The 11694-nt window shown below is 60.9% G+C and carries 10 protein-coding genes, 1 tRNA gene and 1 pseudogene; 4 read left to right on the forward strand and 8 right to left on the reverse strand.

Annotation, left to right across the window (positions count from 1 at the left end; genetic code table 11):
- Positions 1 to 12: 12 nt before the first annotated feature.
- A complete protein-coding gene (locus AB4O08_RS02345; protein WP_021493362.1) occupies positions 13 to 1329 on the reverse strand; it encodes an MFS transporter in 1317 nt (438 codons plus the stop codon).
- 136 nt (positions 1330 to 1465) lie between these two features.
- Here AB4O08_RS02345 and AB4O08_RS02350 point away from each other — a divergent pair, with 136 nt between their 5' ends.
- On the forward strand, positions 1466 to 2383 hold the full coding sequence (locus AB4O08_RS02350; RefSeq protein WP_010211255.1) for a LysR family transcriptional regulator: 918 nt from the start codon (positions 1466 to 1468) through the stop codon (positions 2381 to 2383).
- Positions 2384 to 2389: 6 nt separating this feature from the next.
- Here the strand turns inward: AB4O08_RS02350 and AB4O08_RS02355 are convergent, their stop codons facing one another.
- Positions 2390 to 3289 (reverse strand): glycine betaine ABC transporter substrate-binding protein, encoded by a 900-nt coding sequence (locus tag AB4O08_RS02355; protein ID WP_460114678.1) that lies wholly within the window; start codon positions 3287 to 3289, stop codon positions 2390 to 2392.
- Positions 3290 to 3445: 156 nt separating this feature from the next.
- Here AB4O08_RS02355 and AB4O08_RS02360 point away from each other — a divergent pair, with 156 nt between their 5' ends.
- The gene (locus AB4O08_RS02360) at positions 3446 to 5482 is read left to right on the forward strand and encodes an NADH:flavin oxidoreductase (RefSeq protein ID WP_010211257.1); all 2037 of its coding nucleotides are present in this window, start codon (positions 3446 to 3448) and stop codon (positions 5480 to 5482) included.
- Here the strand turns inward: AB4O08_RS02360 and AB4O08_RS02365 are convergent.
- On the reverse strand, positions 5479 to 6150 hold the full coding sequence (locus tag AB4O08_RS02365) for a TetR/AcrR family transcriptional regulator (RefSeq protein WP_010211258.1): 672 nt from the start codon (positions 6148 to 6150) through the stop codon (positions 5479 to 5481). The two genes, AB4O08_RS02360 and AB4O08_RS02365, sit on opposite strands and share 4 nt — an antisense overlap.
- Positions 6151 to 6448: 298 nt before the next feature.
- Here AB4O08_RS02365 and AB4O08_RS02370 point away from each other — a divergent pair, with 298 nt between their 5' ends.
- Together AB4O08_RS02370 and AB4O08_RS02375 are read left to right on the forward strand one after the other, a co-directional pair.
- On the forward strand, positions 6449 to 6718 hold the full coding sequence (locus AB4O08_RS02370) for a hypothetical protein (protein WP_010211259.1): 270 nt from the start codon (positions 6449 to 6451) through the stop codon (positions 6716 to 6718).
- Positions 6719 to 6875: 157 nt separating this feature from the next.
- Positions 6876 to 9101, forward strand: coding sequence for an ATP-binding protein (locus AB4O08_RS02375; RefSeq protein ID WP_010211260.1), 2226 nt, complete (start codon positions 6876 to 6878; stop codon positions 9099 to 9101).
- A gap of 204 nt (positions 9102 to 9305) precedes the next feature.
- Here AB4O08_RS02375 and AB4O08_RS02380 read toward each other — a convergent pair whose 3' ends face one another.
- From AB4O08_RS02380 to pgsA, 5 genes and pseudogenes are all read right to left on the reverse strand, one after another.
- Positions 9306 to 9617, reverse strand: coding sequence for a YdcA family protein (locus AB4O08_RS02380; RefSeq protein ID WP_021493365.1), 312 nt, complete (start codon positions 9615 to 9617; stop codon positions 9306 to 9308).
- A 52-nt stretch (positions 9618 to 9669) separates the two neighbouring features.
- Positions 9670 to 10584, reverse strand: a complete 915-nt coding sequence (locus AB4O08_RS02385) for a tetratricopeptide repeat protein (RefSeq protein ID WP_221214846.1) — start codon at positions 10582 to 10584, stop codon at positions 9670 to 9672.
- 208 nt (positions 10585 to 10792) lie between these two features.
- Positions 10793 to 10918: pseudogene (locus AB4O08_RS02390) on the reverse strand (hypothetical protein); the annotation flags it as partial.
- A 49-nt stretch (positions 10919 to 10967) separates the two neighbouring features.
- Positions 10968 to 11043, reverse strand: a tRNA-Gly gene (locus AB4O08_RS02395).
- Between the two features lie 63 nt (positions 11044 to 11106).
- Entirely contained in the window at positions 11107 to 11667 is a 561-nt protein-coding gene (gene pgsA / locus AB4O08_RS02400; RefSeq protein WP_010211263.1) for a CDP-diacylglycerol--glycerol-3-phosphate 3-phosphatidyltransferase, read from the reverse strand.
- Positions 11668 to 11694 lie beyond the last annotated feature (27 nt).

An 11694-nucleotide genomic window follows, 5' to 3' on the forward strand; every position in this document is an offset into this window, starting at 1 on the left:
TCCTCGTTGGTTTCAATGACTGCGGATGTAATCGCCCGTCTGCCCGGTGCGTGTTCGCGGTTTGGTCGCGATGATCACGAAGGCCGCGCACAGGAACACACAGCCCACGGCGATGAGCCCCGTGTCGAGGCTGCCGGTAGCGGTTTTGGCCCAGCCGATCATGGCCGGGCCCCAGAAACCACCGGACAGTCCGATGGTATTGATCAAGGCAATGCCGCCCGCGGCCGCTTCGCCCTTGATGTGCTCGGAGGGCATCGCCCATAACACGGTGTAGGCCATGAACATCATGCTGATCGACAGGGTCAGCAGTGCCATCGACACCAGCAGGTTGCCGCCTGCCAGGGGATAGAGGATCAGCAGGACGGCACCGGTGGCAGCAGGGATGGCGCAGTGCAGGCGTCGCTCGCCGAGGCGGTCCGAACGCCGTCCGATCCAATACATACCGAGTGCCGCGCCGACATAAGGCAACGCGGCGTACCAGCCCAACTGCTGGGTGTCGTTGACGCCCAGGGCTTTGATGACGGCCGGCAGCCAGAAGCTCATGGCGTAGATCGAAAAGATGATGCAGAAGTACGCCGATGCCAGGACATATAGCTTGGGGTCGCGCAACACGGTACGAAATGAATGGCTGCGCGCGCTCGCAGTGCCCAGTTCGGTTTCCAGCAACTGCTTTTCGGCGGCATTCAGCCACGGCGCGTCTGCGGGCCGATCACACAGCACGACGTACATGAGCACGCCGAGAAACACACAGGGCAGGCCTTCGATCAGGAACATCCATTGCCACCCGGCCAGGCCGCCGACGCCGGCAAACGTGGTGATCAGCCACGCTGAAATCGGGCCACCCAGGATGCCGCCCATGGGCCCGGCGATAAACACGATGGCAATCGCCCGCGCCATGCGGCTCGGGCCGTACCAACGGGACAGGTAATAGATCATGCCCGGTGCAAAACCGGCTTCGAACACGCCCAGCAAAAAGCGCATGGCATAAAACGTCGGCACGTCGCGCACAAACAGCATGCAGGCGGAGGTGATGCCCCACAGCACCAGAATGCGGCTGAAGGTTTTGCGCGCGCCGATGCGCGGCAGCATCAGGGTGCTGGGCAATTCGAACAGCACGTAGCCGACGAAGAAAATCCCGGCACCGGCGCCGTACGCCGCATCGGACAAGCCCAGGTCGCTTTGCATCTGCAGCTTGGCGAAGCCGACATTGATGCGGTCCAGATAAGCGAAGACGTAGCCGATGAACAACAGCGGCAACAGCCGCCAATTGAGTTTGTGGTAGAGGGCAGCAATGGCCTCGTTGGTTGCGGGTGCCGGAGCGGTTGGCATACGTGTCTCCCATTATTCTTGTGGGTGCTGCGGGCTTGCCAATCCATGGTGCGCCGCGCCATTATCGCCAGCAAGAGCAACTAAGTTCGCGTAGTGTTGCTTTATAGGCAACGCAACCTTTACGACGGTGACCCTCATGCGAGAGATCAATCAACAACGCCTGCGCTACTTTCATGAAGTGCTGATGCACGGTTCTATCCGGGGTGCGGCGGACAGCATCAACACCTCGCCGTCGGTGATCACCCGCCAGATCAAACTGCTGGAAGAAGAACTCGGCGCGAAGCTATTCGAGCGCCAGGCCCGTGGCGTACAACCGACCGAGGCGGCCGCGCATTTGCTTGAATTCTGGCGCGGTTATCGTTCACAGCAGGAGAAACTCGAAGACCAGTTGCAGGCGATCAAGGGCTTGCAGCAAGGCCATGTGCGCGTGGTGATCAGTGAAGGGTATGTCGATGTGCTGGTGGACAACGTGCTCGCGCCTTTCTGCAAGCAGTACCCCAAACTGGAAGTCACGCTGGATATCCTGCCGGTGGTGGATGTGCTCAACGAAGTCGCTGAAAACCGTGCGCACATTGGCCTGGCGTACAACCCGCCGACGCACCCGCACATTGAGTTTCGCGCTGCCTCCTTGCAGCCGGTGATGTTGCTGGTGCGCCCTGACCACCCATTGGCTGTGCGCGGCAGCATGGCCAGTGTGCAGGACGTGCTCGAATGCCCGCTGGTCCTCACCCCCACCACCTTCGGCATCGGGCACGCCATCACCCTGCTTGAGTATGCCGAGAAGATCCAGGTGCGCCCGACCCTGGTCAGCAATTCGCTGGCGGCGCTCAAGCGTCTGGTTGCCAGCGGCGACTTTGCCTCGCTGGCCGGGGAGTTCGCGGCCTCTCGGGAGATCGAAAATGGCGAGCTGGCATCGGTGCTGATCGATCATCCCCTACTGCTGGGGGTGGAAGCCAAATTGCTGGTGAAGGCCGCACGCCCGTTGGCGGCCCCCGCCCAGGAGCTGTTGGACTGGATGCTGGCGCGTTTGCCGATGTTCAAGTCGCAGGCATAAGCAGGCTTACCGGGTGCGGGAAACCAGTTCTGGATTGAACATCCCCTCAAAACGCGCCTTGTTCGCCGCGTAATACGCCGCCACCGCCTTGTCTGCCGTGCTCTCCCGCGCCTGCATCATCAACGCTTCGAGGTCGGCCTGGGGGAGGGAGAAATGCGCAAAGAAGTACGCCACCTCGGGGTGTTCCTGGCTGAAGCCTTTGCGGGCCATGGCGTGGATCTGTTCGGCGCCGCCGAAGATCTGCTTGGGATCCTCCAGGTAGCGCAGCGACCATTTGGAGAACATCCAGTGCGGGCTCCAGGCGTTGACCAATGACCACTTGTCACGCTTGAGATTGCGGTCCATCTCGTTGAGCATGCCGCTTTCCGAAGACCCCACCAATTTGTAGCCCGTCAACTTGTAGTCCTCGATCGCCTTGACGGTGAGTGTGTACTGGCCGTTGCCGACTTCGGAGGTCAAGATCTTGCCGTCGAACTTCGCGCGGATCCCAGGCTTGTTCAGGTCCTCCACGCTGGCGACTTCTGCAACCGGCACCGAGGTGGGCACGGCCATGCCGATTCGCCCTTCATACAGCACGCCAAGGTCTTCGAGCCGGTCCTTGTACTTGTCGTAGAACGCCTTGTGGGTACTGGGTAGCCAGACCATCGGAATCAGGTCGATGTTGCCGTTGGCCAGCGCCTGGAACTGGATGCCGATGTCGGCCATCACCAACTTGACCGGTTGCTTGAGATGCTCTTGCAAGGCCGTACTGGCGAGCTTGACGGTGATTTCCGTGTCGGACCAGTTCACCCAACCGATGCGGACCGGTGGTTTTTCCTCTGCTTGGGTCACCGCCGCACTGGCTCCCAGCGCAAGGCCGAGCAGGTAGGCACAGGCTTTTTTCCGATAGTGCACATGAGCATTCATCAGGCGTCCTCCTAAGGGGTGAGGCCGATCTTAACGATGAGTTCAGGGCCCCGCAATAAAAATGTACATGCATGTCAACCATGATTGACACCTATGTACATTTATCCTAATTTCAGATCGCCGAGCCTGATGATGCCCACTACGGAGCACAGAATAATGTCCAGCGATCCCCTGCTGCAGCCTTACAAAATCAAGCACCTGACCCTGCGCAATCGGATCATGACCACGGCCCACGAACCGGCCTACCCGGTGGACGGCATGCCGCAGGCGTTATACCGCGCCTACCACGTCGAGCGCGCCAAGGCGGGCGTGGCCTTGACCATGACCGCAGGTTCCGCCGCCGTATCACGGGACAGTCCGCCGGTGTTCAACAACGTGCTGGCGTACAAAGATGAGGTGGTCGGCTGGTTGAAGGACCTGACCGATGAGTGCCACGAACACGGCGCGGCGGTGATGATTCAGCTAACGCACCTGGGCCGTCGTACACGCTGGGACAAGGCCGACTGGCTGCCGGTGGTCTCGCCCTCGCACCGCCGCGAGGCGTCACACCGCTCCTTCCCGAAGAAGCTGGAAGACTGGGACATCGAGCGGATCATCAAGGACTACGTCGACGCCGCCGAGCGTATGAAAGCGGCCGGATTGGATGGCCTGGAACTGCAAGCCTACGGTCATTTGATGGACCAGTTCTGGTCGCCACTGACCAACGAGCTAGAGGGCCCTTACGGTGGTTCCCTGGAAAACCGCATGCGCTTTACCTTCGACGTCCTGCGCGGCATTCGCCAGCGCGTCGGTGAAGACTTTCTGCTGGGCGTGCGCTACACCGGTGACGAAGCGCTGCCAGGCGGGTTCACCGCCAACGAAGGCCTGCAGGTGTCGCACATGCTCAAGGACAGCGGGCTGGTGGACTTCCTCAACGTGGTGCGCGGGCACATCGATACGGACGCGGGCCTGACCGACGTGATTCCGATCCAGGGCATGCGCAACTCGCCGCACCTGGAGTTTGCCGGCGAGATCCGCGCGTCCACCGGATTCCCCACCTTCCACGCGGCGAAAATCCCGGACGTCGCCACCGCACGCTACGCCATCGCATCGGGCAAGGTGGACATGGTCGGCATGACCCGCGCCCATATGACCGACCCACATATCGTGCGCAAGATCATCGAGCGGCGCGAAGAGGATATCCGGCCCTGTGTCGGCGCCAACTACTGCCTGGACCGCATCTACCAGGGTGGCGCTGCCTACTGTATCCACAACGCGGCGACCGGCCGGGAAACCAGCATGCCCCACGACATTCCCAAGGCGGCCGTAAAGCGCAAAGTGCTGGTTATCGGCACGGGCCCGGCCGGGCTGGAAGCCGCAAGGGTTGCCGGCGAGCGCGGCCATGAGGTGACAGTACTGGAAGCGGCAGACCGGCCCGGCGGGCAAATCCGCCTGACCGCCCTGAGCGAGCGGCGTCGCGAAATGATCGGCATCATCGACTGGCGCATGGCCCAGTGCGAACGCCTTGGCGTGACATTCCACTTCAATACCTGGGCCGAGGCCGAGACGGTGCTGGCCCATGAGCCGGACGTGGTAATCGTCGCCACCGGCGGCATGCCCCATACCGAGGTGCTCGCCGAGGGCAATGAACTGGTGGTGTCGACCTGGGACATCATTTCAGGCGACGTCAAACCGGGGCGTCATGTGTTGATCTTCGACGATGCCGGCGACCATGCCGCGCTGCAAGCCGCCGAGGTGATTGCGCAAAGCGGCGCGAGCGTCGAAATCGTCACCCCGGACCGCGCGTTCGCCCCGGAAGTCATGGCCATGAACCTGGTGCCCTACATGCGCAGCCTGCAGGACCTGGACGTGATCTTTACCGTGACCTATCGGGTCGAGTCGGTGGAGAAACGCGACGGTCGGCTGGTCGCCCGTTTTGGCAGTGACTACGGCACGGTGCACAAACAGCGGGTGGTCGACCAAGTGGTGATCAACCATGGCACGGTTCCGCTGGACGACCTGTACTTCGACCTGCGCGCGCACTCCAGCAACGGCGGCGCGGTCGAGCAGCACGATTTGATTGCCGGCAACGTGCAGAATATCGTGACCCACGCCGAGGGCCGCTTCCAGTTGTTCCGGATCGGCGATGCGGTGGCCGCACGCAATACCCATGCGGCGATCTACGATGCGTTGCGGTTGGTCAAGGACCTCTAAAAAAGCTCAAACACGCCCGGTGCGGTTTCGGCGTAGCCAAATGCCCCATAGAAGCGGTCCAGTTCACGCCGCTTCAACGCCTTGCCGGTGAACACGCTGACGTACTGCGGAATACGCCGGAACCGCACCACCACATCCTCGGTGGTGTTCATCGAGATATAGCCGATCTGCGTCAGGTAGATGGTCCGGGCACGCACATCGGCCGCCTCTTCATCGTAGCCAAAACGCCGGAACATACCGGTCAGCGCGTTGATACGGGTGTCATCGGCCAACGCGATTTCTGCCGAGACGTCCGCCGACTGCATCGCCCAACTGCGTACGGCAAATTCGAATTGCGAGTCGAACAATTCCGGGTTCAACCAGCACTCGAAGACGTTGAGGATGGCTTCGGAAATACTCTCGGCATAACGTTCGCACTGGTGCACCAGGTTGCCGGTGTTCTTGTCGCGCCAGCGGGTCAGCAAGGCGGCGAGCAATTGCTCGCGGTCCTCATAGAACCAATAGAAACTGGTACGCGACAAGCCCAATTGCTTGGCCAGTGGCATGACGCGTACGGCGTCGATGCCGGACTCTTTCAAGGCGGCGTAAGCGGCGTCCAGCCACACGTCGACCGAGCCTCGCCAGCCGGTGTCCTGGGCCTTGCCTCGCGGTTTTGCGGTGTGCGACATCCGGGGGTTACCTTTGCCAGGGAATTGCACGCCACTCTACACCGCAAGACGTGCAGCGCACAGGGAATGTACATCGACGTACATTTCCTGTACGCCCTGCCTGACCCATCGTTTGGGCAGTTTGAAGGCTCAACGCCCCCAACCTTGCACTAACTTGAACGATTCTGCGCTTTTACCTCTCCATTAAGCAGGACCCCAGACACAAGAACGGCTTGTGTCAGTCCTTGTGCGAGCTACGAACCCGGCACCCTAGGCGCCCTTCACCGCGCTCGCCTACGACGACCTTGAGGTAAAGGCCATGGCCGCGAACACGCGTGAAGCATCGACACCCTTCGTCCCGGACGAACTCGCCAGGAATGCCGAACTGTTCTACGAAGCAGATCGATTGGAGAAAGCCGCCTACGACATCATTGACACTAGCCTGGCGGATGCCGATGCCTGGCTGCGTTTTTCTGAAGCCAAGCGGGTGGCCGAGACGAAACGCGCTGAAGCGTACCAAGACCTGCTGCGCATCCGGCGCACTACAGTGGGGTCGAGGCCCCGGCAAGGACAGTGCTGCGACCGGTGATGTGCGCCTGCGCGATGCAGACCTGAAAGAGTAGCCAGCTACGGAAAACCCGACTTTACTCGTCGGGATGCCGCGCGCCGCAACAATTGAACCCTGTGACAGGGGCGCCGGTCATACAGCGGCTGGGAGCCCCTCTAACTCGTCTATGGAAACAGCAGTGAAAAACCTGACTCGTGCAGAACTGGAGGCGCAAGTCCTGCATTTGCGTGCCCTGCTGGAAGGCGCAGGCCTTGATCCGTTGTCAGGTTCACCTGGCAATGGCGCGGCGCAGCGCTCTGTGGATGAAACGCAAGCGTGCTACCGCCAGGCGGTGCTCGACCTGTCCAGCATGCGCGTTGAGCACACCGCACTGCGTCAGAGCGAAGAACGCTTTCGCACAATCCTGGAGACGGTCGAGTCGGCGTTCGCCATCGTCAAGGTCAAGTTTGACGCCGATGACAGACCGATCGACTACCGCTTCGTCGAAGCCAACCCGGCCTTCGAGCATCAAGCCGGGGTCGACCTGCGCGGCAAGTGGGTCACCGAATTCGCGCCGGACCTGGAACAGTTCTGGTTCGAGACCTACGGGCACGTGGCCAAGACCGGTGAGCCGGCAACCTTCGAAAGCTATGCCGAAGCATTCAAGCGCTGGTTCGATGTACGCGCGGTGCGCGTTGGTGATCCGGCTGACCGGCAAATCGCAATTATCTTCAGCGACGTCACCGAACGCCGCAACGCCGAGGAGCGCCTGCGCATCAGCGAGGCAGTGGCGCGGCAAAACGTGGAGCGTGTGCAACTGGCGCTGGCTGCAGGCGCAATCATCGGCACCTGGCACTGGGACATTCCCAGCGACCGCTTCAGCATCGATGAAGCCTTCGCCCGCGCCTTTGGCGTGGACCCGGCCTTGGGCCATGAGGGCCTTAGCCTCGCGCAGGTGATGACCTCGGTACACCCGGAAGACCGGGAGGGACTGACCACCGCCATCCATGCTGCGATTGCCCGGGGTGGCGCCTATGCCCACCAGTACCGCGTGCGTCGCGATGACGGTCGATATTATTGGATCGAAGCCAATGGGCGCGTTGACCTTGCCGAAGATGGCACACCGTTGACGCTGCCGGGCGTGGTCATCGATGTGGAGAGTCGCCGCTCTGTCGAGGCTGAGCGCGACCGTGCGACTGCCGCACTGCGCGCCCTGAATGAAACCCTGGAACAACGCGTGGCCGAGCGCACCGTCGAATTGATCCAGGCCGAAGAAAAACTGCGCCAGTCACAGAAAATGGAAGCCGTGGGCCAATTGACCGGCGGCCTCGCCCATGACTTCAACAACCTGCTCGCAGGTATCTCCGGGGCGTTGGAACTTACCGGGCTGCGCATCGCACAAGGGCGCTGGCAAGAAGTGGACAAGTACATCAGCACCGCACAGGGTGCGGCCAAGCGTGCGGCGGCGTTGACCCATCGTCTGCTGGCGTTCTCGCGCCGGCAGACCCTGGACCCACGGCCAACCGATGTGAACGTGCTGATGGAAGGCATGGGCGAACTTATCCAGCGTACGGTAGGCCCCAGCATCACGGTCGACACCCTCGGTGCCAGCGGCGTATGGCCGACACTGGTGGATGCCAGCCAGTTGGAAAACGCCCTGCTGAACCTGTGCATCAACGCTCGGGACGCCATGCCCCACGGCGGGCGTATCCGCATTGAAACCGCCAATGTATGCGTGGATGCTGCCACCGCCAGCGCCCACGACTTGACCGAAGGGGAATACCTGACGCTGACAGTCAGCGACACCGGCACGGGCATGACGCCCGAAATCATGGCCAAGGCGTTCGATCCGTTCTTTACCACCAAGCCCATCGGCCAGGGTACCGGCCTGGGGCTGTCGATGATTTACGGGTTCGCCAAGCAATCCGGCGGGCAGGCACGGATTGCATCGCAGGTCGGGCGCGGCACGGCGATCAGCCTTTACCTGCCGCGCTACCAGGGGCAGGCCATCGAGGCCGATCCTGAACTGGACAGTACCAGCGCCACCCCGGCCGAGCGCGGCGAGACCATCCTGATCGTGGACGATGAACCCAGTGTGCGCACCCTGCTGATGGATGTACTGGGCGGACTCGATTACAGCCTGATCGAAGCGAGCGACAGCATTACCGGCCTCAAGATCCTGCGCTCCGACGTGCATATCGACCTGCTGATCACCGATGTCGGCCTGCCCGGCGGCATGAACGGTCGACAGATGGCCGATGCTGGCCGAGAAGTACGGCCGGCGCTGAAAACCCTGTTCATCACCGGCTATGCCGAAAGCACCATCATCGGCGACAACAGCCTCGGGCCGGGGATGCAGGTGCTGACCAAGCCGTTTGCGATAGACACCTTGACGGCGCGAGTGCGGGAGTTGATCGAGTCGTAGCTATCAAGTGAAGGCGGTGAAGGGCAACCCTCAATTCATCGCGCAAAGACAGCCGTTGATTGATGATTGCGCCTCACACCAGCATTGCCGGCCGGCGTATTTATCCGCCCCTCGACACCCATTCAGCCGCCTTGAATCGGTCACGTGTGTAAGCCATTCGAGCCTCTGGACACAAAGAATGCCCGGACACTTGTGGGATAGATATCAACGCCGCCGGTAACTTTTCTGTCCGGCGGGCGTGAGGCAGTACACCCCACCCCGCGGGCCGGTGCAGTAAGTACCACTGCCGCAGCCGCAGCTGCCCGTACGACCTTGCAGCGGTTGCAACGCGGGCCGTGACTGCTGATTACCGGTGTAAGCCAGACAACTTCTTTTCGAGGCACTGATGGAGCCGTCGTTGCACAGGAATACGTCCCCATCACAACCGGCAATCCCACCCTTGCGACCTGAGCAAGGCGTATTGGCAGCCAGGCTGATCGTGCTCGACAGCATCAGGACAACGCCCAGCATGATCATCCGGTGATGAGAACGAGACATTACGTACCCTCAAACGATAGCGAAGACGCAATCAAGCACAGGGTTTCCTGCCGCAGATCCAATTCAGGTGTGACGTGCGTGGCGTGTCTTGAGGAGGAAAAACCAAGGGTGATTTGATCTCCATCTCACCCGAGCTGTCAGTCAATGGCGCCGAGTCGCCCATGGTGATTCGCGCCGCGGCCTTCATGATCCACTGATCCACATTGGCATCGCCCGAGCCCTTGACCATCGTCACCTGGGGCAGGCCACTGTCCGACTTGAAGCGATACGCCAACGTCACGGTCTTGGCTGCACCCGAGGCATTGACGGCCTCGAATACTTCCCCTACCGCCAGACGTCGCGTCTGCAAACTGACGAAACCTTTCATCCACAGTTGCTGATAACGCCGGGCCTGGCTTTCATTGAGCGGCTGCCCTGCTCTACGCAGACGGTTCATCGCCTCCCAGGCGTCATCGCGGCAGCGTTCGACCGCATCCAGATACAGCGCCAGCGCACCCGGCAAATCCTGCGGGCCACCCTTGCCCTCCTCCATGAGTAGCCCCAGTTGCAACACGGCGTTCTTGCCCGAGAGGCGGTAAAACTCACGTGCCTTGACATAGTCCACCGGCTCACCCTCACCGCGCTCGGCCATCTGCCCCAAGAGCACATTCACAGCCGGGTCAAGCTGGGCGGCCTCGACGAATAGCGCATGGGCCTGGCCGAAGTCTTGATCGACGCCGTAGCCGCCTTCCTGATACAACTTGCCCAGCATGGCCTTGCACGTGGCATTTCCATAACCCGCGTAGCGTTCGATATACCGCAGATTATCTCGCTCAAACGGCTTCTGGCCGGCGATCCACATACAGCGAAGGCCAACGAGTGGAGCGTTGTAGTCGGCGGGTCGGGTCAGGCTCTGGCAGCCCGTGATAGAGATCAACAGCAGTAGAAAAGTAAGCGTCTTGAACATGGCATCCATGCGTCCACTGAGAAACACGTGAAATCATTATGCCACCAATCAAGTCGACGGGGTCGGCTTGACGTTTACCGAAAGCACTACGGCCCGTGTATCGCTGCTGCTCAAGGCGGACGCGTGTTCGCGGAGCAACTCGGTATAAATGATACTTGTCGCAGGCCGGCACGAACGGCGGTGGGGTTTTCGCTTCGCCGAGCCCATAAACCGTGTGCCGCCCCTCCCGGAGACGCGACGCCAGTCGAGTGAAATCACTGTCGCTGGATACCAGGAGGTTTAAGCACGGAGCCCAACACCAGGCGCGAGCTGAAGGTCCCTGTAGAAAAGCCAAATTACAGGCAAAAAAAAGCCACTCTATTGAGTGGCTTTTTCTTTGTGTTTGGAGCGGGAAACGAGACTCGAACTCGCGACCCCGACCTTGGCAAGGTCGTGCTCTACCAACTGAGCTATTCCCGCGTCTTGGTGATGCGCATTCTATAGAATTATCAGAAGCGGTCAACCCTTTGATTCAAAAAAGTTTTATTTCTTTTCAACAGTGGTGCGCAGATGTGGCCAGGCAGCACGCAAATACTGGAGCATGGACCACAGGGTCAGGCCGGCCGCGACGAGCAGCAAGGCGTAGCCCAGCAGGACCCAGAAGGTGAAGTGCGACGGGTTGGCTAGCAGGATGACCAGCGCAAGCATCTGCGCAGCAGTTTTCCATTTGCCCATGTTGGAAACGGCCACGTGGGCGCGGGCGCCGATTTCAGCCATCCATTCGCGCAAGGCGGAAACGACGATCTCACGGCCGATGATCACGGCGGCAGGCAGGGTCAGCCACAGGTTGCCGTGTTCTTGCACCAACAACACCAGGGCGACGGCCACCATGAGCTTGTCAGCCACCGGGTCCAGGAACGCGCCAAACGGCGTGCTCTGCTCCAGGCGCCGGGCCAGATAACCGTCGAGCCAGTCGGTGGCGGCCGCGAAGGCGAACACGGAACTGGAGGCCGCATAGCTCCATTCGTACGGCAAATAGAACAACAGAATGAAAATCGGAATAAGCAGGACGCGTAGAACGGTGATCAGATTAGGGATATTCATCGGCACAACTGGCTACGAGGTGGAAAG

The sequence above is a fragment of the Pseudomonas sp. H3_E07 genome (assembly GCF_054668895.1).

What these genes read in the sequence shown, in the direction of transcription:
- AB4O08_RS02345 (WP_021493362.1), bottom strand. Translation starts at nt 1,329, where the DNA reads ATGCCAACCGCTCCGGCACCCGCAACCAACGAGGCCATTGCTGCCCTC.
- AB4O08_RS02350 (WP_010211255.1), top strand. Translation starts at nt 1,466, where the DNA reads ATGCGAGAGATCAATCAACAACGCCTGCGCTACTTTCATGAAGTGCTG.
- AB4O08_RS02355 (WP_460114678.1), bottom strand. Translation starts at nt 3,289, where the DNA reads ATGAATGCTCATGTGCACTATCGGAAAAAAGCCTGTGCCTACCTGCTC.
- AB4O08_RS02360 (WP_010211257.1), top strand. Translation starts at nt 3,446, where the DNA reads ATGTCCAGCGATCCCCTGCTGCAGCCTTACAAAATCAAGCACCTGACC.
- AB4O08_RS02365 (WP_010211258.1), bottom strand. Translation starts at nt 6,150, where the DNA reads ATGTCGCACACCGCAAAACCGCGAGGCAAGGCCCAGGACACCGGCTGG.
- AB4O08_RS02370 (WP_010211259.1), top strand. Translation starts at nt 6,449, where the DNA reads ATGGCCGCGAACACGCGTGAAGCATCGACACCCTTCGTCCCGGACGAA.
- AB4O08_RS02380 (WP_021493365.1), bottom strand. Translation starts at nt 9,617, where the DNA reads ATGATCATGCTGGGCGTTGTCCTGATGCTGTCGAGCACGATCAGCCTG.
- AB4O08_RS02385 (WP_221214846.1), bottom strand. Translation starts at nt 10,584, where the DNA reads ATGTTCAAGACGCTTACTTTTCTACTGCTGTTGATCTCTATCACGGGC.
- pgsA (WP_010211263.1), bottom strand. Translation starts at nt 11,667, where the DNA reads ATGAATATCCCTAATCTGATCACCGTTCTACGCGTCCTGCTTATTCCG.